The following is a 26114-nucleotide window of genomic DNA, read 5'->3' as shown; positions in this document are numbered from 1 at the left end:
CCCACCTTTTTGCCACTGGCCGCGTGTGAGCCGGGTATGGAGTTCCAGGATTTTCTGCTCGCCGCGTCAACCGGCGATCTCGGCGCCGCGCCAGCGGCCCCCGAACACGTCGACCTCGTCGAGTTCCGCATGGACCTGGCGGCCGACCCGCTGGCGGCCCTCGACGACTACGACGGGGTGTTGCCGGTGTTGGCGACCAACCGCGCCGACTGGGAGGGCGGGGCTGCGGCCGACGGCGGCGACCGGATCGACGCCCTCGCGGAGGCCGCAAGGACCGACTGCGTCGCAGCCGTCGACATCGAGCGCAGTGCGCTCGTGGACGACGACACCGCCGACGGCGCGGAGGCGCTTGCGGCGGCGCGTTCGACGGACACCACAACGGTGGTGTCGGCCCACGACTTCGACGGGACGCCGTCGCTGTCCGCGATGGCGGATCTGCTCGGGGAGGCGTGCTCGCTGGGCGACGTGGGGAAGCTGGCGGTGACCCCCCAGGACCGCGGTGACGCGCTGGACGTGATCCGTGTGACACACGAGTACAGCGCCGCGGGGATGACCGTGGCGACCATGGGCATGGGCGATCTGGGCCGACACACGCGGGCCGTAACCCCGCTGTACGGGTCGAAGCTCGGATACGCGCCGGTTGCCGACGGGGAGACGACCGCGCCCGGGCAGTACGCGCCGGCGGCGCTACAGGCGCTGATCGCCGACCTACAGTAGGTGGCCGCGTTCGGTGGGTTTACCATTGGGGCCGACAGACATCCACTGTGGCTAACAGACGTGGACTGCTGGCTGGTGTGCTGGCGTTCGTCTACCCGGGGCTCGGACACATCTATCTGCGGGCGTGGGTGCGGGCCATCGCGTGGTTCGGGCTGTCGATGGCGGTTGCCGCGCTGGTCATCCCGGATGCCGCATACCAGGCGATCGAGGCGCGTGGGGTACAAGGTGCGATCGACGCGGGCGCGACCATCGGACCGAGAGTGATGGTGAGCCTGCTTGCCGTACGGGTGTTCTGCACGCTTGACGCGTACATCCTGGCGGTCAAGGAGTCGTCGCCGGCGGCGGCGACCGACGACGACGCGGCTGTGTGTCCGGCCTGTGGGAACGAACTCGACGAGGAGCTGGAGTTCTGTCCGTGGTGTACGCAGCGCCTGGAGCGTCCCGGGGAGCTGGACTGACCGCGGTTACTGCTCGATGATGCGCTCGTCGATGGCCTCCCCGAAGTGGCGGCCGCCGTCCTGAAGGAAGACGTGGAGGTCGTCGCCGACGGACAGGTCCGTGACGGCCGTGCGGCCGTTGGGGGTTGCGACCTTGATCGTTTCGGCGTTCTGCAGGAGGGTTTCGATGCGGTCGCCGTCGTCGGTTTCGGCTTCCACGCGGAACATCGGCCGTTTCTCGATTTTCGCGCGCCCGACGACCGCCGAGCGGGTGCGCCCGTCGCCGTCGACGACCTGGACTTCGTCGCCGCTGCCGAGCTCCGCGAGGTATTTGGTGCCGCCGTCGGGCGTCCGCACGTAGGCGTGGACCGCGCCCGCGTTCACGCGGAACGGCCGCGCGGCGACGTACGGCGACTGGGCGGTTTCGGCGTGCACGAAGAACAGCCCGCGGCTCATCGAGCCGACGAGCATCCCCTCGTCGTCGGCCAGCAGGCTGCCCGTGTCCACGCAGACGCGGTCGGCGCTGCCGGCCTCCTCGATGGTGGTGATGGTGGCCGTCGAGAGGGCGAGGTGTTCGCGGTCGGCGGCGTCCCGCACGGACACCGTGCGCCGGATCTCGTCGGGATCGTCGCTGTCGAGGAGGACGGCGTCCGCGCCGATGTCGAGCGTCTCGAAGGCGGTTTCGGCTTCCGCGGCGGATTCGACGCCGGCGACGAGCGTGGTTTCCTCGCCGATGCGCGCGATGAGGTTCTCCAGGGGGATGATCGTCCAGTCGTCGCCGACGACGATGGTGTGGTCGGCGACCTCGGCGGCGGCCTGCGCGAACGGCTCGTACTCCTCGTCGCGGATGCGGACGTACGCCGTGTCGGCGTGCCCGCGGCGGAGCGCCGAGAGGTCGGCGCTCCCCGAGAAGTCAGCGGGGAGATCGACGGTGCCGTCGCCTTCGCCGTCCTTCCCGGCGACGTAGGCGTCGGGGTCGGCGTCGGTGCCTTCGGCGTCCTCGATGACGTTCGCGTCGTCGGTGGAGAACGCGGCGACGTTCACCGAGCCGAGTTCGCGGACGCGGGCGACGTCCGCGCGGTCGACGAGCACCCAGTCGACGCCGGCCTCCAGGCCGGCGGTGATGCGGCGTTTGCGGGTCTCCCAGTCGCCGACTTCGTCGTCGGCTTTCAGCCAAACGGACCGTGTCATTGCCGGGTGGAGGCGGCACGCGGCCTAAAGCGTACCGGAGCGGCTGACGCGTGGCATACCAGAAGCGGGCGATTTATTCGTCGGTGGCGTCGTAGCTGCGGTATGGCAACCCGCGAAGGGGAACAGAGCTTCCTTGCTGATCGGATGCCGCTTCCCGTGGACGCTGCACAGTCGCTGAGCTGGGCGCTTGGCAGCGAGATCGCGGCGGAGAAGCCCGAGTGTGCGCGCCTCGAACACGCCGACTGGAGCTGCTCGGTGACGGTGTTCGAGGCGACACCGAACACCGTGATCGCGCGGTTCCGGACGGCCGTCGGCCGGGAGTCGTTTTTCGGGCTGGCGAGGGCGGACGTCGAGGACGTGCTCGCGCGTGCGCCGGGCGGGTGGCAGGTGACTGACGCCGAGCGTTAGGCGTCGACGACGAGACCGGCCCGGGCGAGCGCCGCTTCGGGGTCGGCGTCGTCGTGGACGACCGCCGAGATGGCGGCGGTCATCGCGCCGGGGGTGGCGTGTTGGAAGACGGTGCGGCCAGTGGAGACGCCGGCCGCGCCGGCGTCCATGGCGTCCCGGATGCCCTGCAGTGTTTCGCGGTCGCCGGCGGGGTCGCCGCCGGCGATGATGACCGGCTTGGCGGTGGCATCAACGACGCGCTGGAAGCTCTCGGTGCTGCCCGAGTAGGCGGTTTTGATGACGTCCGCGCCGACTTCCTCGGCGAGGCGGACGGCGTGGCCGAGGTTCGCGGCGTCGTGTTCGTCGACGCCGGGGCCGCGGGCGTACGCCATCGCGAGCACGGGAACGCCGAGGCGGTCGGCGTCGGCGGCGACGTCCGCGAGCGCGGTGATCTGGTCGGGTTCGTGGTCGCTGCCGACGTTGATGTGGAAGGAGACGGCGTCCGCGCCGGCGCGGACCGCGTCTTCGACGGTGCCGGTGCGGCGTTTGTCCGTCTGGTCGGGGCCGAGGGTCGTTGAGGCGTTGAGGTGGACGATGTAGCCGGCGTCGCCCTTGTTGGGGTGGACGCGGGGGGCGATGCCCGGCTGGGTGAGGACGGCGTCGGCGCCGTTGGCTGTGACCTCACGGATGGTGGCTTCGATGTCCACGAGGCCGTCGATCGCGCCGAGGGTGATGCCGTGATCCATCGGGATCGTGAGGAGTCTGTCGTCGGTGCTGATGCGGTTGAGTCGTGCGGTTTTCCCGGCGTCAGTCATTGGTACTGGCTAGCAAACGTTGGGCTATTTGTGTTCCGGTTCCGGCACGCCCCGAGCGGCGCCGGCCTTCAGCTCGGCGGCGAGGTCCCGCAGGCGATCGGCGACCACGCTGGGGGGGTCGTCGTCGGCAACACCGTCGGCGACCGTGTCGACGTACGCGCTCCCCACGATGACGCCGTCAGCACCGCTGGCCGTGATCTCGCGGGCCTGCTCGCCCGAGGAGACGCCGAACCCCACGGCCTTCGGGATGTCCGTGTGCTGGAGGGCCGCGAGCGCGTCCGGCGTCGCCGCGCTGACTTCCTCACGGGCACCCGTCGTGCCGACCCGGCCCTGCACGTAGACGAACCCCGTGGTCAGATCGAGCATGCGCTCGCGGCGGTCGGCGGTGGTCGTCGGCGCAACGACGAACACGAGATCGAGGCCGTGGGCGCGACACGCCTCCCGGAGCGGGCCGGACTCGTCGACGGGCAGATCCGGAACCACGAACCCGGAGACGCCCGCCTCGGCCGCCGCGGAGACGAACGCCGCGGGCCCGGCGCGGTCGCCGTACTGGAACAGGAGGTTGTAGTAGGTCATACAGACAACCGGCACGTCGGCGTCGATGCGCGCCACGAGATCCAGGTAGGCGTCGGGCGTCATGTCGGCATCGAGCGCGCGCTTGATCGCGTTCTGGATGGTCGTCCCCTCCGCGACGGGTTCGCTGAACGGCAGCCCGAGTTCGATCACGTCCGTGCCGCCGTCCACGAGCGCGTCGATGTACTCGGCGGTCGCGGCGGGCGTCGGATCGCCCGCGACCACGTACGACACCAGCGCCGGGCCGTCGTCGAAGGCCGCAGCGAGGTCGCTGCGGGTCACTGCTCGAACACCTCCATGTCCGGCGCGGCGTCGATGTCGTTGGCCGCCGACGCCTCGATGACGGTGTCCAGATCCTTGTCGCCCCGGCCGGAGACGTTCACCACCACGGGACCATCGCCGTCGTACTGGTCGAGGGCGGCGACCGCGTGGCTCGTTTCGAGGGCGGGGATCACGCCCTCGTCGCGCGACAGCCGGTGGAAAGCCGCGAGCGCGGCGTCGTCGTCGACGTTGGTGGGTGTGATGCGGCCGGTGTCGACGAGGTGTGCCAGCTCCGGGCCGACCCCCGCGTAGTCGAGGCCGGCGGACACGGAGTGTGATTCCACGATCTGGCCGGTCTCCGTCTGAAGGAGTTTCGTGCGCGCGCCGTGCAGGACGCCCTCAGTGCCCGTCGAGAGGCTGGCGGAGTTCGGCGCGTACCCCGCGTCGTCGTCGACGCCGAGGCGCGAGCCGCCGGCTTCGACGGCCAGCAGGTCCACGTCGGGGGCCGGCTCGTGTGTGCCCGCCGGAGCCCCCGGCAGGCTGGCGCTCCCGACGAACGCGCCGAACGCACCCATGGTGTTCGAGCCGCCGCCGGCGCACGCGATGACGGCGGCCGGGAGTTCGCCGAGCTGCTCGCGGGACTGCGCGCGCAGCTCCTCGCTGATGATCGCCTGGAAGTCCCGCACCATCGACGGGAACGGGTGTGGGCCGACGACCGACCCGATGACGTAGTGGGTGTCCGCGACGTTCGTCGCCCAGTCACGCATCGTCTCGTTGATGGCCTCTTTCAGCGTCCCCGAGCCGACGGTCACCGGGTTCACGTCGGCGTCGTGCAGCCGCATCCGGAAGACGTTGGGGCGCTGGCGGTTCACGTCGGTGCGCCCCATGTAGATCTCGCATGGCATCTCCAGGGCGGCACAGGCCATCGCGGTTGCGGTGCCGTGCTGGCCGGCCCCGGTCTCCGCGACGATGCGGTCTTTGCCCATGTATTTGGCGAGCAACACCTGCCCCAGGGCGTTGTTGAGTTTGTGCGCGCCGCCGTGCAGGAGGTCCTCGCGTTTGAGGTAGACGTCGACGCCGTGGCGCTGGCTGAGCGTCGGGGCGTGGGTCAGCGGCGTGGGCCGCCCGCCGAACGAGCGGATGCGCTGGCGGAAGTCGTCCACGAAGCCGTCCTCGTTGTCCAGGACGTACCGCTCGTAGGCGTCGGTCAGCTCCTCGACTGCGGGCATCAGTACCTCGGGGACGTACTGGCCGCCGTAGTCCCCGAACGTTCCGTCCGTCCGTGTCGTGTCGTCGGTGTTTGTGCTCATGCAGTGACAAGCCTCCGTGTGGTGTCGCGTACCGGGCCGTCCATGATCGCGCTCCCGACGAGCAGTCCGTCCGCGCCCGCCGCCCGCATCGTGCGGGCGTCGGTGGGCGTCGCGATCCCGGATTCGGCGACGAGCGTAACGTCAGCCGGGGCCTCGGGGGCGACGGCACCGAACGTGTCGAGATCAACCGTGAGGGCGGTGAGGTCGCGGTTGTTCACGCCGATGATGTCCGCGCCGGCGTCGACGGCGCGCGCCAGCTCCCAGCGGCTGTGGACTTCGACGAGCGCCTGGAAGCCGCGGTCGCGGGCGGCCGCGAGCATGTCGCCGAGGTCGTCGCCGAGGAACCGCGCGATGAGCAACACGGCGTCGGCCGCGACGGCGTCCAGTTGGTGTTCGGTCAACAGGAAGTCCTTGCGCAACACGGGCACGTCGACGGCGTCCCGGATCGCGCGCAGCGCGTCCGTGCTGCCGTCGAAGTGGTGTGGCTCGGTGAGCACGGAGACGGCTGCCGCGCCGCCGGCGACCATCTCGCGGGCGAGCTCTGCGGGGTCGCCGCTGTGTTCGGTGTCGGTGGTCGGGCTGGTGGGTTTCACCTCGGCGATGATCGGCGTGCGGCCGTCGGCGGCCGCGCTGTGGAGGGCGGCGGGCAGCGAGCGCGCCGAGACGGTGCACCGCCGTGCCGGCGGGTCGCGGCGGCGGGCGGCCGCCAGGATCGACTGGACCGGGGACGCCAACGACGAACTGTCGTCCATTGTTGTACATCAATGCATTACTCTGTACATAAAGCTTGCGTCAGCCGGGACGCTCAAGGCCGGGGCCCGCGACCACAGACTATGAGCGCCGCCGGCATCTACGCACGCGAGTTCGACAGCCTGGACTGCTTCGTACAGCTCGGCGTCGCGGGTGATCGCGTCATCAGCGTCTCCTTCCCCCGCGAACGTCCGAACGACGCCGGCACCGACCACGAACTCCTCGACCGCGTCGGCGCGTACCTCGACGGCACCGAGAACGACTTCGACGACGTGACCGTCGGACTCACGCTGCCGACAGACCAGCGCCGCGTCCTCGAAGCCATCCGGAACGTGCCCTTCGGCGAGACGGTCGACGTCGAGCTCGCGGCCCGGATGACGCCGGACCTCGACCACGACAGCAACGAGGGCCGTCGGACAGTCCGGGACGCCCTCGCGGCGAACCCCGTGCCCCTGTTCGTACCCGACCACCGCGTGCGAGGTGCGCCGAGCGGCGCGCCGGACCGCGTCGTCCGCGCCCTCCGCGACCTCGAAGAGTAACAGTCAGCGCGCGTTGACACCGAACCCCGCCGCGTTCACGACGGCTGCGGCGAGCGGGACGGTCTTCGCGTAGCTTTTTGCGATGTGGGGTCCCGCAGGGATTGAGCGCCAGCGGCGCGAACGATCCAGGAAACCCGCCGAAGTAAAAAGATCCGACTACTGCGGGCTCGGATTGCCGCCCGTGGTGCCGGAGTCGGACGCGCTGTCGAGCGCCTTGCCGGTGATTGACTTGAGGCGGTCGACCAGCGAATCCTTCTCGGGTTCGCCGACCAGCGCCACATCGAGCACTTCGCTGATGTGTGTCACCGGAATGATCTCGATCTGCTCCTCGTACTCGTCCTCGATCATCACGTCGTCCTCGTTGGCCTTCGGGATGATGACCCGCTCGCAGCCGGCCTTGGCGGCGGCCTCGATCTTGTGCGTGACGCCGCCGACCGGCAACACGTCACCGCGGACCGAGAGGCTGCCAGTCATCGCCAGCTCCTGGGCGACGGGGATGTCCTCCAGGGCGCTGATGACGGCGGTGGCGACCGTGATCGACGCCGAATCGCCGTCGACCCCGCCCTCACCGGCCTGCACGAACTGAATGTGCGTGTCCTTCTCGGACATGTTCTCGTCGCTGAACTTCTTGATGATCGCCGAGACGTTCTCGACGGCCTCCTCGGCCATCTCTTTGAGCTGGCCGGTGGCGTAGATGCGGCCCTCCTCCTGGCTCTGTGCGGGCGTGATCTCCGCCATCACCGGCAGCATGATGCCGGAGTCACCACCCATCACCGCGAGCCCGTTGACCCGGCCGACGGCCTCCTCGCTGGTGGTGCCGAGCTCGTAGTCCTTGCGGCGCTGGATGTAGTTGTCCACGAACTGCTGTTCGATGGAGCGCGAGCGCTTCTTGGCTTCGAGGACGTCCGACCGCTGCGTGAGGTCGTGGCCCTCCGAACGCGCGATGTCGCCGGCAACCCGGACCAGCCCGCCGAGATCGCGCAGCTTCAGCGTGAGGCTGTCCTTGCGGCCGGCGCGGCGCTTGGCCTCCAGGATGAGCTCGCGGATCGCGTCGGGGGCGAAATGCGGGAGGTTCCCGTCCTTCTCGACCTCCTGGGCGACGAACCGCGCGTACTTGCGCCGCATGTCGGGGGTGTCCTCGATGGTGTCGTCCATGTACACCTCGTAGCCGTACCCCTTGATGCGGGAGCGCAGCGCCGGGTGCATGTTCTCCATGGCGTCCATGTTCCCGGCCGCGACCATGATGAAGTCACACGGCACCGCCTCGGTCTGGACCATCGCCCCCGAGGAGCGCTCGCTCTGTCCCGTGATCGAGAACTCGCCCTCCTGGATGGCGGTCATCAGCTTCTGCTGGGACCGCACGTCCAGCGTGTTGATCTCGTCGATGAACAACACGCCCTTGTTGGCTTTCTGGATGGAGCCGGCTTCGACACGCTCGTGGCTCGGCGTCGCCATCCCGCCGGACTGGAAGGGGTCGTGGCGAACGTCGCCGAGCATCGCGCCGGCGTGTGCGCCGGTCGCGTCCTCGAAGGGCGCGACCTGTCTGTCGGCGTTGTTGATGAGGAGCTTCGGCACCATCGCGTCGCTGCCGCGGTTGGTGTACCGGAACAGGAGATAGATGCCGGCTGCCGAGAGCAGCGCCAGCAGCGGGCGCGCCGGCGTCGCGATCAACAGCGCGTAGCCGACCGCGAGCAGGATCATGATCCACATGAGGAACGACCGCATCTGGTTGCGCTTGCGGGCTTCCTCCTTGTGGGCGTCAACGATTTGCTCACCCTTCCCGGCCGGGACGGTCCTGACTTTCGGCTCGTTGGAGTCGTCGGGGTTGTGGTAGACGAGCACGTCCTGCAGGCTCTCTTTCGGGAGCAGCCGGCTCATCGCTTTGGCCAGCAGGGATTTGCCCGTACCCGGCGACCCGATCATCATGACGTGGCGGTGCTGTTTGGCCGCACGCTTGACGATCTCGCGGGCCGCCTCCTGCCCGATGACCTGGTCGACGAGCCGATCCGGAACTGTGATGTCCGACGTGTCGTCGATGCGCAGGCCGCCAAGCAAGTCGTCCTCGGCGTTGTCTTCGTCGATAGACACATCACCCTCAACGCCCACGTCGCTCCCGAGGTTCTCCAGGTCGTCGACCTCCCCAGCGTCGTCCACGCTGTCGGCGGGGTCGTCCTGGAGCCCGTCGGTGTCGTCGTGATCGACGGACGGCTCGGGGTCGTCGGGGTCGTCGTCGGGCGGCGCGTCGTTCGTCGATTCGTTGCTCATAGAAGTTGGTTCGACACGAAAAAACACGGGTGGGCAACTGATATACTTTCTCCCTTGAAACGCCGTCTAATCGGCCGTATTCTCCGCGTTTCGGGGCCATACTACGGGTTCCGCGATTCGTATCGAGGCGAACTCGCCATTCTTATGGTCGCCGACCAGATTCGTCTACGCGAGAGATGACTCGCGGGTTCTATATCGGTCGCTTCCAGCCGTTCCACACCGGCCACCGCCGCGTTATCGAACAGATCGCGACTGAGGTCGACGAGCTGGTGGTGGGGATCGGGAGTGCGGGGGACTCCCACTCGGCCAGAAACCCGTTTACGGCCGGCGAACGGATCATGATGATCACGAAGGCGCTGGTCGAGTTCGACCTCGTGACGTATGCGGTCCCCATCGAGGACCTCGAACGCAACGCCGTCTGGGTGAGCCACGTGCGGTCGATGTGCCCGAAGTTCGAGGTCGCGTACTCGAACAACCCGCTGGTGATTCGGCTGTTCAACGAGGCCGCCGTCGAGGTGCGCCAGCCGCCGATGTACGACCGGGACGTCCTGGAGGGGGCGGAGATCCGTCGCCGCATGGCCGACGGCGACGACTGGGAGAGCCTGGTGCCCGACGCCGTCGCGGATGTCGTCGCGGAGATCGACGGCGTCGAGCGCATCCAGCACGTGGCCGACACCGACGCCAACGGTCACGACTCGGGGCTGCGGTAGCCCGCCCGGGACAACGGGCGTTTTTGTGCACGCCGGACGACACGGAGACCGTGATCACGCTGAGCTCTGACTTCGGCTCGCCGTACCCGGCAGCGATGAAAGGCGTGGTGTTGCAGACGACTGACGCCAGGCTCGTGGACATCGCCCACGACCTCCCCCGCCAGGACGTCCGCGCGGCGGCGTTCTGGCTGCGGGAGGTGGTGCCGTACTTCCCGCCGGCCGTCCACCTGGCGGTCGTCGATCCCGGCGTCGGAACGGACCGCAGCGCCGTCGTGGTGCGGGCGGGAAGCCACGCCATCGTCGCGCCGGACAACGGCGTGGCGGTGCCGGCCGCGCGCCGCATCGCAGGCGACGCCGCCGACATCGACGTGTTCGAGATCGACGTCGAAGACCCCGCGAGCGCGACGTTCCACGGGCGGGACGTGTTCGCGCCGGCGGCCGCCGACATCCACGAGCGTGGCGTCGATACGTTCGACCAGTACCCCGAGTACGAGCCGACGGCCGACTACGAGCGCGTGTCGTTTCCCGCGCCGGCGGTCACCGATGGCGGGGCGGCCGGCACGGTCATCGCCGTGGACGGGTTCGGGAACGCCATCACGAACCTCCCGGGGGAGATCGTCGCCGACCGGGTCGGGGACACCGTCGAGGTCGACGGCGTCGCCACGCCGGTGCGGCGGTCGTACGCCCACACCGACCCCGGGCAACGCCTCCTCACCGTGGGCAGCCACGGGAACGTCGAGTTGGCGGTGAACCGCGGCCGGGGCGACGACGCGTTCGGCGTGAGCGCCGGCGATGAGGTGACGGTGGTGTGGTGACGGCGTTCGGCGTGATGAACGCGGTCGGCCTGGTGGCGTTCGCCACCGTCGGCTCGCTGAAGGCGATCGACGCCGACTTCGACGTGCTCGGGGTCGCGGTGCTCGGCGTGCTGACGGCGCTGGGCGGCGGCGCAACCCGTGACGTGCTCGTCGGGTCGGTGCCGGCGATGTTGCAGTCCACCACCGACGTGGGGTTCGCGCTGGCGGGCGTGGTGGTGGCGGTCGTGGTGGCGCGACGCGTCGGCACTGAGGTGCTTGCCCACCCGGTCGTGGACGTCCCGGACGCCGTCGGGCTGGCGGCGTTCGCGGCGTCGGGCGCGCTGGTCGGCGTCGGGGCGGACGTGTCGCCGTTCGGGGTGGTCGTGCTCGGCACCACCACGGGAGTCGGCGGGGGACTGGTGTCCGACGTGCTGTTGCAGCGCGTGCCGTTCGTGCTCACGGAGGACCTGTACGCGACGTGCGCGATCGCCGGGAGCACCGTGTTGTGGGTCGCCACTGCGTCGGGGCTGGGGGCCACGATCGCGGCGGCGGCGGGCGCGGGGGTCACGCTCGCGGTGCGGCTGCTCGCGATCCGCTTCGAGTGGGCGCTGCCGACGGTCCGGCTCAACGCCCCGGCGTGACGGCGTGGCCCGGCCGGCGGGCGGGCGCGCGCACCGCCAGACCGAAATAGCCAGCCGGCAAGCACTCCAGCATGCTGGAGTTGGAGCACGGGTTCCGGGTCGTGGACTGTCACGCGCGGCTCCACGCCGGCCCGGGGCGTCCCAGCCGCGGCCGCACCATCGAGGGGGAGGCCTTCGAGCGCGAGATGCATCAGGCGGGCATCGTGCGCGCCGTGGTGTTCCCCGGCCCGCGGAAGGGCGAGCAGGGGTATCTGCGCGCGAACAACGCCGTCGCCAGGGAGGCGGTCAAGCGCCCGTTCGTGGCGTTCGCGCGCATCGACGGCCCCCGGGATCCCGGCCGGGGCGCGGTCGCGGCGGTGCGGAACGTCGCCGCGTCACGGGACGACTGGCAGACCACCCCCGAGGACATCGAGCAGTACGCGTACGACGACCGCTTCCACGGATTCAAACTCGACCCCGCACAGGACGGGCTGCCGGATGCGGATGTGCTGGACGTGTTGGACGACGTTGGACTGCCGGTGCTCGTCGACGGTGGCCGCCAGTTCACGCCGGCCGCGCTGGCGGAGACGCTGCTGGATCGCGAGTTCCCCGTCGTGCTGGGGCATTTCGGGGGCCATCCACTGGATCGTGAGTTGATGACGGCCGCGGTGGAGCTGTTGGAGTCGCACGAGTCGCTGTACGTGGACACTGCGGGCGTCCGGTACCGGGAGATCCTGGAGCGCGCGATCAGGGAACACCCCGACCGGGTGGTGTTCGGGTCCGGCGCGCCCGCGACACACCCGAACGTCTCGCTGATGGAGGTGTTGACCCTCGATGTCACCGAGGACGCCATGGCGAAGGTGCTCGGCCAGAACCTCGCGCGGATCCTGCCGGCGGCCGCCAGCGGCTAGTCATGGCGGGCGTGCACACGGTCCATGCGGGTCGACACGCCGTTGGGGTTGCGGGTGGTGGTGCGGTCGGCGACGCGCGCCGACAGGCCGGCCTGGCTGCCCCGCCAGAGCCCGGGGAGGACGGCCAGCCCCGCGCCCACCCACGTCGAGAGGTCGGCGTCGCCGCGCAGGACAGCGCCGCCGACGCTGGCGGCGTCGCCGACCGCGTGGCGCAGAACGCGGGCGGTGATGGCGGCGGTTGCGCCGTAGTTCTTCGTGAGGCGGTAGGCGAGCGCGCGGTATTTCAACCCGCGGGCGGAGCTGTCGGCGTCCTCGGGCAGCCGGTGGATGACGTCGTCGGCGTCGGTGCGGAGCACGCAGGCGTTGGGGGCCCACGCCACCCGGCGATCCATGCCCGCCAGCCGGTGTGCGGCGTCGCGGGCAGCACCCGTCTGGAGCGCCTCGTCGAAGCCATCGAGTGCGCGCAGCGCTCGGCGAGTGATGGCGACGTTTGCGCCGTCGAAAAACGTCACGTCGCGGCCCGAGACCGTCGCCTCGTCGACCGATTCCGTGGTGACGCCGCCTTCGACGGTACGGTGGACGGGGCCGGTGACGGCGTCGGCGCCGTCGGCGATGGCGTCGGCGACGGCGTTCGTCCACCCCGGCTGGATGTGTGTGTCCTGGCCGATGAACGCCACGACGGTGCCGTTGGTGGCGGCGATGCCGGCGTTCCGGGCGGCGTTGAGGTTGCGCTCGGAGAGCTCCAGCAGCGTGTCGACGGCGTCGTGGTCGCGCACCGTGCCGGAGGTGCCGTCGACCGACGGGCCGTTCGCGACGACGACCTCGGCGGCGGGTGCATGGGCTGCGAGCGCGTCGAGCGCGTCGAGGAGGGCGTCGCGCGCGTTCAGGGTGGGCACCACCACCGAGAGGTCCATACGGTGTCAGTTCGGAGCCGGCGGTAAAAACACCCCGCCTCGCTGGCGCGGGTCAGAGGCGAACGTCCCAGTAGGAGACCGACGCCAGCGGCTCGCCGAGCGGCGTGTCACCGAGCGTCACGTCGGCGTTCCGGAAGGGGCGCGCGATCCAGTCCGGAACCTCCCGGTAGAACCCGTAGGGGGCGATGAAGTCGTGGTCGGCGTCGGCCAGCGTGAGGCCGGCACCCGACACCAGCGCGCGCACCTCACGCGAGCCGTACAGCCGCGACCCCATGGGGAGCAGCCAGTTGTACAGCGACCGCGTGCTGAACCGGTTGAACGTGTCGAAAAACACCTGTTGCTTGGAGACACGCGCCATCTCGCGGAGATACGTCGCCGGGGAGTCCGCGAGGTGGAAAAACCGCATCGCGAAGACGCTGTCGAAGTGGTTGTCGGGGAACGGCAGCCGGCCGGCGTCCCCGCGCATGAACTCGATGGTGTCCGCGACTCCCGCCTGTGCGGCCTTCTGGCGGCCTTCCTGGAGCATCGGCCCGGAGATGTCGAGCCCGGTGATGTCCGCGCCGCGCTCCGCGAGCATCACGGTGAACCGACCGGTGCCGCAGGCGATTTCGAGGACGCGGTCGCCGTCCACGCGTCCGAGCGCGTCAAGTACTGCCCGCTTCTCGCGGCGGTCGATGTAGCGGCCGCCCCGAGAGAATCGCTTCTCGTCGTACTCTTCGGCGACCTCGGTGGCCTGGTACCACTCCTGTCCCTTCACGCTTATACGGCCACGTCGTGGGCGGGGATGTAAAACCGTACTGGAACGCCGCGGGACTCGTGGCGGGTCCGTGAGTCGGCGACTGCGGGGTGCTGAACGGCGGCGGGCCGGCCATAATATAATATAAGGTGTTTAGTTGCACGGGGGGACAACACTTACCTGCGACGGTGTGTCACGTTCTGACATGAGCGCGTCCGCGACCGAAGACAAGCCGGCCCCTGTCGACGACGAGGAGTTCCGGAGTCGACTGCAGGAGCTCCCGCCGAGCGCGAAACTCGTTGCGAAGGTCCTCGAAATCGACTCCCCGCTGTCCCAGGGCGAGCTCGCCGACGAATCGCTGTTGCCCGACCGCACAGTCAGGTACGCGCTCAACCGGCTCGACGAACAACACCTGGTTGACTCCCGATACAGCTTCGAAGACGCCCGCAAGCAGGTGTACTATCTCGCCGGCTGACCCAGGGTTTTCCTCGCTGCCGCCCGTGAACGCGAGCATGATCGAGCGGTACCCAGTAGACGGTGCCACTCGTGCACCCCACGGCACGACCAACGCGTACCTCGTAGACGGCCAGGCCCGCGTGCTCGTCGACCCCGCCGGGCGGACGGCCGCCCTCGATGCAGCCGTCTCGCAGGGAGTGGATCACATCGTCGTTACGCACGCCCACCCCGACCACGTCGGTGCCGTGGACGCGTACGCGGCCGCGACCGACGCCACCGTGTGGGCGCACGCCGCGTTCACGGCGCGCTTCGAGCGCGAAACCGGCGTGGCACCCGACCGCGTGTTCCGCCCGGGGGACGCGATTGGCGACACGGCGCTCACCGTCACGGACACCCCGGGCCACGCTCCCGACCACGTGGCGGTGCTCGCCACCGTGGACGGCGAGTGCAACGCCATCAGCGGGGACCTCGTGTTCGCCGACAGCAGCGTCTTCGTGGGTGCCGTCGACGGCGACATGCGCGCGTATCTCGCGTCCCTGCGCCGGCTCGCAGCCGGCGCGCCGGCCCGACTCCAGCCCGGACACGGCCCCACGATCGAGCAGCCGGCCGATCGCCTGCACGCGCTGTACGCACACCGCCGCGACCGCGAGCGCCGCGTCCTCGATGCGGTCGCCGCGGGCTGTGAGACGGTCGACGCCATCCTCGATGCGGCCTACGACAAGGACCTGGCGGGCGTCCGCGACCTCGCCGGGCAGACCGTGCGCGCGCACCTCGACAAGCTCGCCCGCGAGCAGCGCATCCACTGGAACGGGTCCCGCGCGACCCACCAGCCTGCGTGAGCCGCGGGCGCGTGACTTTTGCGCGTCGGTGCCCTGGACGCGAGCATGCAGGACCTCGAAGCCGAACTGGAGCGCGCACGCGAACTCGACGTGGCCACGCTGGCGGACGCCATCGAGACCATCGGCTTCGAATGCACGCGGTGTGGGGCGTGCTGCAAGAGCGAGGCCGACGACCCCCACACGGCGACCGTCTTCCCCGACGAAGTCCGAGACGTGCAGGCCGCCGCCGGTGCTGAAACGGACCGCGACTGGCGGGACGTCGCGCGCCCGATGCCGTACGGCCTCGACGAGGACGGCGCGGGTGAAACCTTCGAGTGGGCGCTGCAGGCGGACTCCTGTGGCGACTGCACGTTCTACCGGGAGGACGACGACGGCACCGGCGCGTGTTCGGTGCACGGCAGCCGCCCGCTCATCTGCCAGACGTACCCGTTCAGCGTGGCCCTCGGCGGAACGAGCCAGCCCATGGGCGAGGCCGTCGACGAGGCGGGGATGGTGCGCGCACACGAGTGTGAGGGGCTTGGCCGCGACATCTCGCGGGCGGACGCCGAAGAGCTCGCCGGCGCGCTCAAAGCGCGTGCGATCCGCGAGCTCGAGGAGGCAATCGACGTGCGGGAGGCGTACGCGCCGGCGAACCCGGAGCCCGGCGCGACGGTGGTGCACGATTCGGAGGGCGCAAAACGGCCGGACGGGTCGGCGTACCCCAACTGAACACCCCCGTGCGTCGCCGTCGCTGTGACAACGACTAAGTGGCGAGGGGGTGACACACCGATGGAGGTATTCGACATTGGAGATATCTGACGAACTGCTCTGTCTGTTCAACGCCGAGGTAACGGTCAAAGACGACGAGTACGTGGTTGAAGTGCCCAAAAGCGAGATCGAGACGGGATCCGTCGATCCGGGCGACGTCTACCGTGTCGCGCTCATCGAACGCCATGGCGACGCGGACAACACCTCGACGACGTCTTCGGCGTCGTCGTCGTCATCCTCGACGTCGACTGGGGCGTCGTCGGAACCCCAGCCGCCGGTCGAGGAGGGTGAGATCCGCTACGTCGAGATCGAGGACATCGGCAAGCAAGGCGACGGGATCGCGCGCGTCGAGCGCGGATACGTCATCATCGTGCCGGACGCCGAGATCGGCGAGCGCGTCAAAGTCGAAGTGACGGAAGTGAAGTCGAACTTCGCGGTCGGCGAGATCATCGACGAGGAGTACTGACCGCGGACGCCACGCGTCCCTCTCGACATCCGCGTCTGACATCCTCCCACGGCTAAAGCCGTGGGGTTCCCCCACTGGGGGTTGAATCCACGGAAACGGAGAGGTTCGCAGGTTCGTCGTCACGGTGGACGATGACCTGCGTTTCGGGCTGTGCCAGTACAGCCCCCGCCCCGGACAGCGGTTTCGAGAACTTGCCCAAGGCTCGTTTGCCGATGTTCAGCGCACCGTTCTTGTCTGCGTTATCATCCAGTCCGCACTCGGGACACTCGAAGCGTCCCTGCGTTGCTCGGACTCCCTCGCAGGCACAGCGGTTGCACGTCTTCGACGTGTCGTACTCGTTGACCAGCTGCACGTCGATACCCGCGTCGTGGGCCTTGTACTCGATACAGTTGAGCAGGCGGGCGAACGGCATCTTGTGGGTCTTGTCGTTGACGTACCGCCCCTTGTCGTTGTCCTTGCGAATCCCACCGAGGTCGCCCACGACGATAACCGCGTTCCGCTCCTCGGCATCCTCTACGATTTGCCGAGCAATCTTGTGGAGCCGGTCGTCCACTTTCCGTGCCTCGGCGTCACCGATACGCTCGACCACCTGCTGTCCTTGTCGGGGTTTCGCCTTCCCGATAGACTTCCGCAGTTGTTTGTAGTGTTCGCGGATGCGGCGAACTTCCTCGCCGTAGAACGTGGTTGTGCGGTCGGAGAGGAACGCGCAGGTGGCGACCCATCGTGCGCCCATGTCGATAGCCAGTACGTCGTCGTACTCGTCGGCCACGGTCACAGACCGTTTGACGACGAGATGGACATACCAGTCACCGTCACGGCGCACTAACTCGCTGTCCCGAACATCGCCCTCACGGACGAGTTGTTCGTCCTTCCGGGGGATGTGGGCAGGACACCAAATTGAGTTCCCCCGTCCCCGTTCGGGATCGTAGACGGGGACGTTGACCCACCACGACGAGAGAACAGTGTCCTCGTCGTGAGACACGTCGAACACGTCGTTGCGGAGAACGACAGGCTGTTCAGTGCCGGGATTCGGGTCTTTTTGTCGCTGAACTTTCGACGCCTGCTGGTCGGTCGCAGAGTAGAGGTCGGCGTCTCCGTCGTGAACCTCAGTCTGGAACGCCTCGTACTCGCGGGCGAGAAGGTCGGCTTTCCTGTTGGTCAGCGAGTGGAGTTTGACCCGCACCGTGGTTGAGACGTTCCGCTGCATACTACTCACCTGCTTGGGCGTCGATGTACTCCTCGATGACCTCGCTGGACACGTCACCCGCACTTGATACGAAATACGAGCGCGTCCACAGTGACGGCAAGCCGAAGTCGAACTCATCACGCAGGTGGCGCGAGGAGTAGCCCTTGATCTGTTGCATGATCTTGTTCGGAGCGAGCGTTGGATCGCCCGTGATGAACAGGTGTACGTGGTCGGGTCGAATCGCCAACTCCAGTATCTCTACACCGAGTTCGTCGGCTTTCTCCTTGATGAGTTCTTCGAGCCGGTCGCGTACCTCGCCCGTTAGTACCGATTTGCGGTACTTCGGACACCAGATGAAGTGGTACTGGAGTTTATCGACGTTGGTACGTTCCCTGTCGAACCCACGAGGCATCGTCAGTATATAGAATAGCTTCACCTAAAGATATTACGCAAACATCCAACCCCAGCCGTGGCTACGGGCGTGTATAGATTCCCAGTTGTCGGCTTCATCCCACCCGTAAACGGGTGGGCTTTCGCCTTGCTACCGCTGTCACTGTGTCGGAGCCACGCGTACGACGACCCGAGTCGTCCGTCCTGTGGGTCGTATTCTCCGGCCTGGCGCGGTGGCGCTCGCCTACTGCGTGAACTTCGCGAGGTCCGCATCGGCGACAGGCGGCGCGGAGTCGTGTGGGCGGGCGACCAGGATGTCGCCGGCAGTGCTGGAGCCGATGCCGGGGATCGCAGTGAGTTCGTCCATCGACGCGTCGTTCAGGTCGAGCGGGTGCGGGACGCCCGTGACGGAGCGGTAGCCGTGGTCCGTGATGGCGACGTCGATGGTCTGTCCGAGTTCGCGCTCGCCCGGGATCGCGACCAGCAGCGAGTACGTGCCGAGCTGGCGGCCGAACGTCTTGCCGTCCTGGTGGTATTCGAGGGTGACGTCTTTCAGCACCGTGCCCGGCGGGACGACGCGCTGGAGCATCGCGTTGTCGATGGTCTCACGCACGTCGGTCTTGTACTGTTTGAACAGCTGTTTGTGGTTCTGCGCGAGGTCGACGCCGGTGTCGGCCATCTCGGTGCCCTCGAAGGCCATGACCTGCCGGATGTTGATGCGCCGCACCATCAGCCCCTCGTCGAGCAGGGAGTGGAGGAACTGCTTGTTGTGCTCGAAGGTTTCGGCGCGCTCGCCGGTGAGGCCGTGGAGGAGGTTGATGCCCGGCAGCAGCTTCGGGAGCCGGTCGGGCGACCCCTCGCCCCACGACGGCGCGTCGGCGGGGGATTCGCCGGGCCGCCACCCGCCCACCTCGTTGACGATGCGGACCGCCTCCAGGCATTCCTCGGCGCTCACCAGGAGGTGGTTCTCCTCTTGGACCAGCGGGTCCGCGGACTCCAGGCCGAAGGCCGCGGTGTCGCCGGGCGTGTTGTGCTCGGCGATAACGCGGATCGCGTCCCGTGATTTCTCGGGGTAGTCCACGATCGTCACCGGGTTCATGTTGTCGAGGTGCAGCGTCCCCAACTCGGGGGCGACCTCTCGGATGCCGCCGTAGAGGTCGCGGAGCGCGTCCGGGTTGGGTGCCTCGCCGTCGCCGCCGAACGCGAGAATGTCGGCCTGCCTGCCGAGCCGGAAATGCCGGGCGCCGTGGGCGTAGAGTTCGCCGACCTCCGTGACGACGGCGTCCGCCGACCGGAACGAGGGGTCGCCGTACATCGGCTCGGTGCAAAACGAGCACCGGTACGCACAGCCCCGCGAGGTCTCCATCTCGCAGATGAGGTATTCGGGGTAGTTGGGGTGTTGTTCGACGACGAACGCGCCCTTCGCGGCCCAGCGGTTGATCTCCTGGTTGTCCCGGTAGCGGTCCTCGAACCCCTCCAGTCCGTTGTCCACGAGGTCGTAGGCGGCCGCCTCGATGTCCGCCATCGCGAGGAAGTCGAAATCCAGGTCCGAGCGCTCCATTTCCTGTGCGCCGGCGTTCTCCTCGCCGACGCCGAACCGGACGGGGCCGCCCATCACGCTCGTGCCGTCGGCCAGCCACGCCAGCTCGCGGACTTCGTCGGGTTCGGCGGGCGTTCCGCCGACGTACTTGCCGGGCACGGTCATCCCGCCCACGTAGACGAACAGGTCGGCGTCGGCAACGTCGTTGAACTTGGCGGTGTCGCCGCGGAGTTCGTCGATGGTGTGGTAGGTGACGTTGGCGGGGTCGACGCCCGCGTCGACGAGCGCGCCGGCGGTGTACCGGGGGTACGTCGAGATGTACGGCGGCACCCCGAAGTGGGCCGGCTCGTCGACGTAGCCGTCCACGAGCGTCACGTCGAGGTCCTCGGGGGCGATCATACACCGGGGTTCGGTGTCGATCCGTAAGAACGTGACTACACGTAGATGTGGCCGGTCAGTGAGGACGGCTCGTGGCCCCAGGCGTCGCGGCACCCGGAGACACCCAGCGCCGCCAGCAGGCTGTCGAGGGCGTCGCCGCCGGTGTCGTCGCGGTAGGTCGCCCGGATGGCGTCCGGGATCGCCACGCTGGACTGGTCGGCGAGACCGTCGAGGATGCGCGCGCGGCGCTGTGTGTGGGCCTGCTCGGTGCCCTTGTACTCCGTTCGGGGGAGGCCACGCGCGTCCAGCACGCCCGCCGGATACGTTTCCGCGACCACCGGACCGCCGGCGGCGGGCGGGTCGAACGGAACGATCCGGGCGGCATCGTCAAGCGGCGCAAGCACGCTGGCGATGCCGTGGTAGGTCTGGTGTGCGACGAAGAAGTGGTACGGGGAGAGGGCGTCGTGTTCGCGGTCGGTCGCCCGCCGCAGGTAGGTCGCGCCGTCGGCGTTGGCGGTCGCCCACTCGACGCACGTCGCGGCGAAGTCGTCCCCGTCGTCGTGGGCGGCGACCGCGGCGACGACCGCCCGGTGGGTGGTCGCGCCGAGGGCGTCGGTGGCGATGGCGCGCGGAACCGCAAACGGGAAATCGAGGCCGAAGACGGCGTCGGGATGGCTGCGGATGAACGAGACGAGCGCGGCCAGCGTCGGCGCCCGGTCGGTCGTCGGGGGGCCGTCGTAGTGGGCGGCCAGGAAGTCATCGGCGCGCGCGCAGTCCCGGACGCGGAGCGTGCCGGCGTCGGCGTGCGCGCTGGTCACCCAGATGGTTCGGCCCGCGGTCGCGGCGCCGCTGAAATCCACGCCGTAGCAGGTGTGGGCAGCCACAGCGCCCGCTTCGGGCTGGCGCGGCGTAGCTGTTGTGGGCCGGAGCCGCCGCAGCCATCCCCTTTTTGGCTTCGACCGCCCAACGTGGAGGCATGCCCGCTACGTTGGAGGTTCGCTGCGACAACGGCGACTGCGAGATGGACATGTTCGAGTTACACTACACGTACGACATGCCGGACAGCGTCGGGGTGTCGGATTTCTCGTGCCCGTACTGTGGGACGACCGAGGAGCTCGCGGAGATCCAGCTATGAACGGTCGGGAGTTCGCGGACTGCGTGGGCGCCGGGCTCTTAGAGCGGGCGGGGCGCGCCGCCGGCCGGGTCCAGGAGAACGCGCCGCTGCCCGTCGACGTGCTGGAGAGCGACGACGAGTACCTGCTGGTGTTCGATACGCCCGGCGCGGACGCAAGCGACATCGACGTGACCTACGAGGGCGACAGCGTCCACGTTCGGGTGGATCGGTTCCGCGAGTTCGACGCGGACTTCGAGGTGGTGTTCCCGGGGCGCGGGCTCACCCTGGAGGGGCACGCGACGCTGCCCGCGAACGCCGTGGTGAACGCCGACGCGGGGCGCGCGGAGCTGAACGAGGACGGCACGCTGCACGTGTTCCTGCCGAAACACGGCACCGCCGAGGCGGACATCCACGTCACGGCGACCGACGACAGCGACGACGAGTCGGCGTAGGTCACTCGACGACCATGCCTTCGGCAATGGCGAACTGTTCGGTGCCGTCGAAGCGCGTCGGGTCGAACGCGGGAACGCCGTCGCCGCCCAGAACGTCGTCGGCGAGCGCCGCTCCGGTCGCGGGGGCGCGCATGAACCCGTGGCCCTGCCAGCCGGCGGCGACGTAGAGGCCGTCGCGGAGCTCGCCGAGCAGCGGGTCGCGGTCGGGTGTGGCGGTGCAGAGGCCCGCCCACGAGCGCTCGACGGCGGGCTCGTAGCCGGGGAACCGATCCCGGAGCCGGTCGTCCATCGCGTCGACGAACCAGTCGTCGCCGTCCCGGTCGTAGTCGTCGGGGTCGGCCTCGACCGGTTCGGTGCCGTCGCCGGCGAGCACACCTTCGGGGTGGGGGCGGACGTAGTAGCCGGCCGTGGCGTCGTAGACCGTCGGCAGCTCTGCGGCGGGCGCATCGGCGGTCAGCGCCTGCACACGGTAGGGTTTCAGCGGCACCGGGACGCCGGCGTCGGCGAGCACGCGGGCGGTGTGCGCGCCGGCCGCGACCACCACGTCGTCGTACGCGGTGTCGTTGACTCGAACCGGATCGGTGGCGACGCTGGCCGGTTCGTGCGTGCGGATCTCAACACCGCGGTCACGTGCGCGATCGGCGATCAGGCGGGCGTACGCGGTCGTGTCCACGACCGCGGCGTCCCGCGCGATCGCGGCCGCGACGATGTCCGTGGTGTGGAGCGCGGGGACCGCCGCCGCGAGCGCGTCGGCGTCGGCGTGCTCGACCGCGCGCCCGTGGCGCTGCATGGCGGCCACCTGCTCGCGGATGGCGTCGGCGGTCGCGCCGGGTTCGGTGGCGAACCAGACGTACGGCGTCTCCGCGACGGTGAACGCACCGTGGCCGGAGAGCTCGCGGAACCGCTCGATGGCGCGGGCCGCCACGCGGGCGTCGACGGCGTCGGCGAACGCGTCGTAGCAGATGCCGGCCGCGCGCCCGGTGCTTGCGGCGGCGACGGTGTCGCGCTCGTAGACGGTCACATCGACGCCGCGCTCGGCGAGGTCGTGGGCAGCCGTCAACCCGACTGCGCCGGCTCCGATCACGGCGACGCGGCGATCCGACGCAGCGTCGGTGCGTGTCATACTCGCGGGTGGACACCCGACCCCGATAACTGTCGGGGAGGCGGCAACCCGGCCGGCGGTTTCACTTTCACCGTGGACGGCTGAGGTTGAAGCATGTCGGGGCTGCATCCACGAGCATGCCAGTCCAGACGCGCCACGCACGCCCGGAGGCAGCGACCAGCGGCCGCCGCGTCGAGGTGTCGGCGATGACGACCGCCGGTGTCGCAGCGTACGCGGCCACCCACCGCACCGAGCACACCTACATCGAGCGCCGTGGCGGCCGCACGTACGTGGTCACGCGCGAGTGAAGGCGTCGAGTCCGCGGGCTGGGTACGCGACCACGTGGTCGGCGCCCGCCGCGCGCAGTCCGGCGACGCGCTCGCGGACCGTCTCCGAGTCCCCCACCAGCGCGAAGTCCCGGACGGCCGCCGACAACACCTCGCGAGCGCGGCCGGTGGCGGTGGCGTCGGTGGCGGCGTCCTCGGGGAGCGCGCGCCGCACCGGCCCCCGGCGGGCGGTGTACGCTCCGACCGCGTCCAGAATGGCGTCCTCGTCGTCGGTCAGCACGGTGGGCGCGTACACCGCGATGTCGCCGTCGAAGCCCGCGGCGCGCAGGCCGTCGAGGTCGCGCTGGGTGCCCCGGGAGAGGAGTTCGAACTGCGTCCCCCCGGTCGCCAGGGCGGCGCGCTCGACGCCCTCGGTGCCCACCCAGGGGTCGCCATCGAGGCCGTCGACGGCGGCACCGAGGCGGGGCGCGACGGCGCGCTCGGCGGCGTCGTCGGAGAGGTATGCGCCGTGGCCGGCGACCAGAACCCGGCCGAGCTCGGGGGGCATGTCGGCGGCCAACGAGTCGTCGCCCAGTGGGTCGAAGCCGTCGACCCGGACGGGCGTCGTCACGCGGATGGCGCGGCCGTCGTCGACGCACGCGGCGAGCGCGTCGAGGTCGGGCATGTGGGCGTGGCCCTCGTAGTCGACGGTGACGGTGCTGACCCCCGCCACGAGGTCGGTGATGCGCCGCCAGTCGTGTTCGGCGGGTTTCACTGCGACTGCGTCAATGCCGGCGACCGCCGCGTGGGCGTCGCTGCTGGAACTCAGCACGACGACCCACCCCCGGCCGCGAGACAGAGTGTAGTACTAGAACAGTGCCGGAACTCGATCCATCGTCTCTGCGACCATACCCGCCGTACCACGCCCGCGGGCAAAAGGGTTGCTGTCAGGGGCGGAGTGTGCGCGCGAACGCCCAGGCGTCGTGGCCCACCTCGCCGGGATGGGGCAGCCCGAGCTTGAACCGCATGCGGTCCTGGCGTTTCAGGGGGTCGAACGCGCGTGGCTCGGACAACCCCCAGACGTCCACGCGGGGCGCTGCCGCGCCGGCGGCGTCGAGCACCGCGTTGGCGGCGCGCCGCCCCGCCTCGTTGGCGGCTTCCATCGTCGCGAGATCCGTCTCGACGCGGGCGTAGTCGCCGGCGACCGCGAGGTTCGGCGCGTCCGTGTCCGGCCGCGGGCGGTGTTGGAGGCTGCCGACGGTGTTGATCACGAGCGGGGCGTCGTTGCGCAGCCCGTCGTCGGTTTCGGCGAGCTCGGGGTCCAGGAAGTGCGCGACGCGGGCCTCGTCGGGCAGCGTGTCCGCGCCGAGGTGGGCCTGGAGTTGCGCCCAGATCTCCGCGACGGCTTCCTCGCGGGTGCACTCCCGGCCGGGCTTGTCGTAGAGCACGCCGGGCGTGTCCCAGTCGGAGGCGATGACCGAAACCACGCCCTGCACGTCGCCGTCAGAGCGCGCGCCGAGGTCGTGGTCGGTCCAGAACTGGCGCTGGCTCACCGACGTGATCGCCCACGGCGAGTCGGCGTAGACGGCGTGCCCGTTGACGATGGGGATGTCCCGGTCGAGGTAGAACTGGACGCCGTTCATCCACGCCGTTCGGATGCGGTCGACGCCGCGCAGCGAGGGGGCGGCGCGCCGTAGCGCGGGCGTGAGGAGGGCGGGCAGCACGTCCACGGGGAGCGCGGCCACGTAGTGGTCGGCGGTCACTGACTCGCCGTCGATCACAGCCCCGGTGACGCGGTGGCCGTCGCTGTGGAGTTCGGTCACGGGGCTGTCGAGGCGGACGTCGACGCCTTGGGCGTCGAGGTAGTCGTGCCAGTGATCGAGCCACACCTCGCTGGTGGGGCCGTCGAGGACGCGCTCGGCTGGCGCGCCCGGGTCGAACTGGCCGAACAGCAACTGCAGGTAGATGGTGCCGACGGTGCGCGCGCTGCCGATCTCGGGGCGAAGCGCCACCAGCGCCTGCGTGGACTGCGCGAGGTGTTTCCGGTACGCCGGCGACATCGCGTCGGCGTCGATGAACTCCCACCACGACTGGTGTTCGAACGCCTGCTCGCGGCGGTCCTCACAGCTGGTCAACAGCACCGCCAACCGGGAGACGAAATGCGCGAGTTCCCGCCGGGGGACCTCCCCACCGGCGATCTGGGGCTGGATGGCGGACACCCACTCGCGGGGGGTGTCGGGGGACTCCGTGGACGCCACCGCGCCGTCACCGTCGGCGCTCGCGATCAGGGTTTCGCTGGTCGACACCAGGTGGTCGGCGACGGAGCCGCCGGTGCCGTCCGGGATGCGCGCCATCGTCTTCACGACGTTCGTGTAGTACGCCGGGAAGAACCGGAAGCCGTGCTCGCCGAGCAGGCCGTCGGAGCCGTCGACGGGTATCGAGCGCGCTTTCCCGCCGAGGCGGTCGTTGACCTCGTAGACGGTCACGTCGAGGCCGCGCTCGGCGAGCTCCTGGGCCGCGGTCAGTCCTGCGATGCCGCCACCAAGCACGGCCACGCGCTGGGACGCTGTCATGGCCGTCTAGTGGGCCTACCCGGACTTCAGGCTACCCCTCACGAGGTCTCCGGGTAGTCGGGGTCCAGCTCCACGACCGTCGGGTCGCGGTCCGGGGGCGTCCAGCCCGCGGCGAGATCGAGGAACTGCACGAGGATGCGCGCCGTTGCTCCCCAGACGGTGTATCCGTCAACGTGGAAGAAATGCACCAACGCCGTCCCGTACTCGGGGTGGCTGCGTTTTTCGAGGTCGTAGTTCGACGGGTCGGTCAGCGCCGAAACCGACAGCACGGCGACCTCATCGACTTCGCGCTCGTCGGGGTCGAACTCGCGGTCCGGGACCCGGCCGACGAACGGCGTCACCGCGTACTCGGTGATGGTGGCGATGTCGTCCAGTTGGCCGGCGAACGCGACCTCGTCGCGGCCCAGGCCGATCTCCTCGTTGGCCTCGCGGGCGGCGGTGCTGCGGCAGTCGGGGTCGCGGGGTTCGCAGCCGCCGCCCGGGAAGCTCATCTGACCCGGGTGGTCGCTGAGGTCGGCGGCGCGCTTCGTGAACACGAGCGCCGCCCCGTCGGCGGCGTCGACGACCGGCACGAGCACGGCGGCGGCGCGGTCCTGGTCGGTGACCCGGACCGGCCGGTGTGCAGCCACCCCGGAGAGGTCCATGGTCGACGCCACGGCTGCGACGAACTTAACT

General features: G+C 69.6%; 31 protein-coding genes. 15 read left to right on the top strand and 16 right to left on the bottom strand.

Going from position 1 to position 26114, the window contains the following annotated elements; all coding sequences use genetic code 11:
- Nucleotides 1–36 precede the first annotated feature (36 nt).
- Together JRZ79_RS14365 and JRZ79_RS14360 are read left to right on the top strand one after the other, a co-directional pair.
- The gene (locus JRZ79_RS14365) at nt 37–717 is read left to right on the top strand and encodes a type I 3-dehydroquinate dehydratase (RefSeq protein WP_012289139.1); all 681 of its coding nucleotides are present in this window, start codon (nt 37–39) and stop codon (nt 715–717) included.
- A gap of 47 nt (nt 718–764) precedes the next feature.
- On the top strand, nt 765–1175 hold the full coding sequence (locus JRZ79_RS14360) for a zinc ribbon domain-containing protein (protein WP_012289138.1): 411 nt from the start codon (nt 765–767) through the stop codon (nt 1173–1175).
- Between the two features lie 6 nt (nt 1176–1181).
- Here JRZ79_RS14360 and JRZ79_RS14355 read toward each other — a convergent pair whose 3' ends face one another.
- Nucleotides 1182–2345: a 3-dehydroquinate synthase II gene (locus tag JRZ79_RS14355; protein WP_010902185.1), complete on the bottom strand. Its 1164-nt coding sequence runs from the start codon at nt 2343–2345 to the stop codon at nt 1182–1184.
- Nucleotides 2346–2447: 102 nt separating this feature from the next.
- Here JRZ79_RS14355 and JRZ79_RS14350 point away from each other — a divergent pair, with 102 nt between their 5' ends.
- On the top strand, nt 2448–2753 hold the full coding sequence (locus JRZ79_RS14350) for a hypothetical protein (RefSeq protein WP_012289137.1): 306 nt from the start codon (nt 2448–2450) through the stop codon (nt 2751–2753).
- Here JRZ79_RS14350 and JRZ79_RS14345 read toward each other — a convergent pair.
- Genes JRZ79_RS14345 through trpC form a run of 4 tightly spaced genes read right to left on the bottom strand, consistent with a single transcriptional unit; the run spans nt 2750 to nt 6443 of the window.
- Nucleotides 2750–3547 carry a 2-amino-3,7-dideoxy-D-threo-hept-6-ulosonate synthase gene (locus JRZ79_RS14345; RefSeq protein ID WP_010902183.1) on the bottom strand — a complete coding sequence of 266 codons (798 nt, stop codon included), beginning with the start codon at nt 3545–3547 and terminating at the stop codon, nt 2750–2752. The two genes, JRZ79_RS14350 and JRZ79_RS14345, sit on opposite strands and share 4 nt — an antisense overlap.
- Nucleotides 3548–3571: 24 nt before the next feature.
- Entirely contained in the window at nt 3572–4402 is an 831-nt protein-coding gene (gene trpA / locus JRZ79_RS14340) for a tryptophan synthase subunit alpha (RefSeq protein ID WP_205252412.1), read from the bottom strand.
- Nucleotides 4399–5691 (bottom strand): tryptophan synthase subunit beta, encoded by a 1293-nt coding sequence (trpB, locus tag JRZ79_RS14335; RefSeq protein WP_010902181.1) that lies wholly within the window; start codon nt 5689–5691, stop codon nt 4399–4401. Before trpB ends, trpA begins: the two co-directional genes overlap by 4 nt.
- Nucleotides 5688–6443: an indole-3-glycerol phosphate synthase gene (gene trpC / locus JRZ79_RS14330; protein WP_205252411.1), complete on the bottom strand. Its 756-nt coding sequence runs from the start codon at nt 6441–6443 to the stop codon at nt 5688–5690. The genes trpB and trpC overlap by 4 nt, the downstream gene beginning before the upstream one ends.
- Nucleotides 6444–6524: 81 nt before the next feature.
- Here trpC and JRZ79_RS14325 point away from each other — a divergent pair, with 81 nt between their 5' ends.
- On the top strand, nt 6525–6980 hold the full coding sequence (locus JRZ79_RS14325; RefSeq protein ID WP_205251431.1) for an MGMT family protein: 456 nt from the start codon (nt 6525–6527) through the stop codon (nt 6978–6980).
- Nucleotides 6981–7136: 156 nt separating this feature from the next.
- On the opposite strand, the gene lonB is transcribed toward JRZ79_RS14325, so the two are convergent.
- Nucleotides 7137–9245, bottom strand: coding sequence for an ATP-dependent protease LonB (gene lonB, locus JRZ79_RS14320; protein ID WP_010902178.1), 2109 nt, complete (start codon nt 9243–9245; stop codon nt 7137–7139).
- 176 nt (nt 9246–9421) lie between these two features.
- On the opposite strand from lonB, the gene JRZ79_RS14315 reads away from it, so the two are divergent.
- The 4 genes from JRZ79_RS14315 to JRZ79_RS14300 all read left to right on the top strand — a co-directional run bounded on the left by JRZ79_RS14315 (nt 9422) and on the right by JRZ79_RS14300 (nt 12280).
- Nucleotides 9422–9955, top strand: coding sequence for a nicotinamide-nucleotide adenylyltransferase (locus tag JRZ79_RS14315; protein ID WP_205251430.1), 534 nt, complete (start codon nt 9422–9424; stop codon nt 9953–9955).
- A 50-nt stretch (nt 9956–10005) separates the two neighbouring features.
- The gene (locus tag JRZ79_RS14310) at nt 10006–10770 is read left to right on the top strand and encodes an S-adenosyl-l-methionine hydroxide adenosyltransferase family protein (RefSeq protein WP_012289134.1); all 765 of its coding nucleotides are present in this window, start codon (nt 10006–10008) and stop codon (nt 10768–10770) included.
- 14 nt (nt 10771–10784) lie between these two features.
- Complete coding sequence (locus tag JRZ79_RS14305; protein WP_010902175.1) at nt 10785–11390, top strand: TRIC cation channel family protein; 606 nt, start codon at nt 10785–10787, stop codon at nt 11388–11390.
- A gap of 71 nt (nt 11391–11461) precedes the next feature.
- The gene (locus JRZ79_RS14300) at nt 11462–12280 is read left to right on the top strand and encodes an amidohydrolase family protein (protein ID WP_010902174.1); all 819 of its coding nucleotides are present in this window, start codon (nt 11462–11464) and stop codon (nt 12278–12280) included.
- Here the strand turns inward: JRZ79_RS14300 and JRZ79_RS14295 are convergent.
- Both JRZ79_RS14295 and JRZ79_RS14290 read right to left on the bottom strand, forming a co-directional pair.
- Nucleotides 12277–13194 carry a glycosyltransferase gene (locus JRZ79_RS14295; RefSeq protein WP_010902173.1) on the bottom strand — a complete coding sequence of 306 codons (918 nt, stop codon included), beginning with the start codon at nt 13192–13194 and terminating at the stop codon, nt 12277–12279. The genes JRZ79_RS14300 and JRZ79_RS14295 overlap by 4 nt on opposite strands.
- A 52-nt stretch (nt 13195–13246) precedes the next feature.
- Nucleotides 13247–13951, bottom strand: coding sequence for a class I SAM-dependent methyltransferase (locus JRZ79_RS14290; RefSeq protein WP_012289133.1), 705 nt, complete (start codon nt 13949–13951; stop codon nt 13247–13249).
- A gap of 184 nt (nt 13952–14135) precedes the next feature.
- Between JRZ79_RS14290 and JRZ79_RS14285 the strand changes: the two genes are divergently transcribed.
- The 4 genes from JRZ79_RS14285 (at nt 14136) to JRZ79_RS14270 (ending at nt 16438) form a co-directional block, all read left to right on the top strand.
- Nucleotides 14136–14405, top strand: a complete 270-nt coding sequence (locus JRZ79_RS14285; RefSeq protein WP_010902171.1) for a helix-turn-helix domain-containing protein — start codon at nt 14136–14138, stop codon at nt 14403–14405.
- A 37-nt stretch (nt 14406–14442) separates the two neighbouring features.
- Nucleotides 14443–15225 carry an MBL fold metallo-hydrolase gene (locus tag JRZ79_RS14280; protein WP_136361087.1) on the top strand — a complete coding sequence of 261 codons (783 nt, stop codon included), beginning with the start codon at nt 14443–14445 and terminating at the stop codon, nt 15223–15225.
- 45 nt (nt 15226–15270) lie between these two features.
- Nucleotides 15271–15933, top strand: a complete 663-nt coding sequence (locus JRZ79_RS14275) for a YkgJ family cysteine cluster protein (protein ID WP_010902169.1) — start codon at nt 15271–15273, stop codon at nt 15931–15933.
- Between the two features lie 76 nt (nt 15934–16009).
- The gene (locus JRZ79_RS14270) at nt 16010–16438 is read left to right on the top strand and encodes a TRAM domain-containing protein (protein WP_010902168.1); all 429 of its coding nucleotides are present in this window, start codon (nt 16010–16012) and stop codon (nt 16436–16438) included.
- A 52-nt stretch (nt 16439–16490) separates the two neighbouring features.
- Here JRZ79_RS14270 and JRZ79_RS14265 read toward each other — a convergent pair whose 3' ends face one another.
- The 4 genes from JRZ79_RS14265 to JRZ79_RS14250 form a co-directional block, all read right to left on the bottom strand.
- Nucleotides 16491–17645: an RNA-guided endonuclease TnpB family protein gene (locus JRZ79_RS14265; protein ID WP_205252410.1), complete on the bottom strand. Its 1155-nt coding sequence runs from the start codon at nt 17643–17645 to the stop codon at nt 16491–16493.
- Nucleotide 17646: 1 nt separating this feature from the next.
- Nucleotides 17647–18036 (bottom strand): IS200/IS605-like element ISH22 family transposase, encoded by a 390-nt coding sequence (gene tnpA, locus JRZ79_RS14260; protein ID WP_205251427.1) that lies wholly within the window; start codon nt 18034–18036, stop codon nt 17647–17649.
- A gap of 222 nt (nt 18037–18258) precedes the next feature.
- Entirely contained in the window at nt 18259–19953 is a 1695-nt protein-coding gene (locus JRZ79_RS14255; protein ID WP_010902165.1) for a radical SAM protein, read from the bottom strand.
- A gap of 35 nt (nt 19954–19988) precedes the next feature.
- Entirely contained in the window at nt 19989–20816 is an 828-nt protein-coding gene (locus tag JRZ79_RS14250; RefSeq protein WP_205252409.1) for a DUF429 domain-containing protein, read from the bottom strand.
- 92 nt (nt 20817–20908) lie between these two features.
- Between JRZ79_RS14250 and JRZ79_RS14245 the strand changes: the two genes are divergently transcribed.
- Complete coding sequence (locus JRZ79_RS14245) at nt 20909–21067, top strand: hypothetical protein (protein ID WP_010902164.1); 159 nt, start codon at nt 20909–20911, stop codon at nt 21065–21067.
- Complete coding sequence (locus tag JRZ79_RS14240) at nt 21064–21498, top strand: Hsp20/alpha crystallin family protein (RefSeq protein ID WP_010902163.1); 435 nt, start codon at nt 21064–21066, stop codon at nt 21496–21498. The genes JRZ79_RS14245 and JRZ79_RS14240 overlap by 4 nt, the downstream gene beginning before the upstream one ends.
- Before the next feature lies 1 nt (nt 21499).
- Here the strand turns inward: JRZ79_RS14240 and JRZ79_RS14235 are convergent, their stop codons facing one another.
- Entirely contained in the window at nt 21500–22621 is a 1122-nt protein-coding gene (locus JRZ79_RS14235) for an FAD-binding oxidoreductase (protein WP_205252408.1), read from the bottom strand.
- 116 nt (nt 22622–22737) lie between these two features.
- On the opposite strand from JRZ79_RS14235, the gene JRZ79_RS14230 reads away from it, so the two are divergent.
- Nucleotides 22738–22908, top strand: a complete 171-nt coding sequence (locus JRZ79_RS14230; RefSeq protein WP_157849916.1) for a hypothetical protein — start codon at nt 22738–22740, stop codon at nt 22906–22908.
- Here the strand turns inward: JRZ79_RS14230 and JRZ79_RS14225 are convergent.
- The 3 genes from JRZ79_RS14225 to JRZ79_RS14215 form a co-directional block, all read right to left on the bottom strand.
- The gene (locus JRZ79_RS14225) at nt 22895–23695 is read right to left on the bottom strand and encodes a luciferase (RefSeq protein WP_346347538.1); all 801 of its coding nucleotides are present in this window, start codon (nt 23693–23695) and stop codon (nt 22895–22897) included. The genes JRZ79_RS14230 and JRZ79_RS14225 overlap by 14 nt on opposite strands.
- Before the next feature lie 118 nt (nt 23696–23813).
- On the bottom strand, nt 23814–25439 hold the full coding sequence (locus JRZ79_RS14220; protein WP_205252406.1) for an FAD-dependent oxidoreductase: 1626 nt from the start codon (nt 25437–25439) through the stop codon (nt 23814–23816).
- A 38-nt stretch (nt 25440–25477) separates the two neighbouring features.
- On the bottom strand, nt 25478–26083 hold the full coding sequence (locus JRZ79_RS14215) for a CoA pyrophosphatase (protein ID WP_205252405.1): 606 nt from the start codon (nt 26081–26083) through the stop codon (nt 25478–25480).
- Nucleotides 26084–26114: the final 31 nt, after the last annotated feature.

The sequence above is a fragment of the Halobacterium sp. BOL4-2 genome (assembly GCF_016917835.2).
GTDB classification, from domain to species: Archaea; Halobacteriota; Halobacteria; order Halobacteriales; family Halobacteriaceae; genus Halobacterium; species Halobacterium salinarum.
Note: the sequence above shows the minus strand (reverse complement) of the source record. Positions and strands in the feature narration are given on the sequence as shown.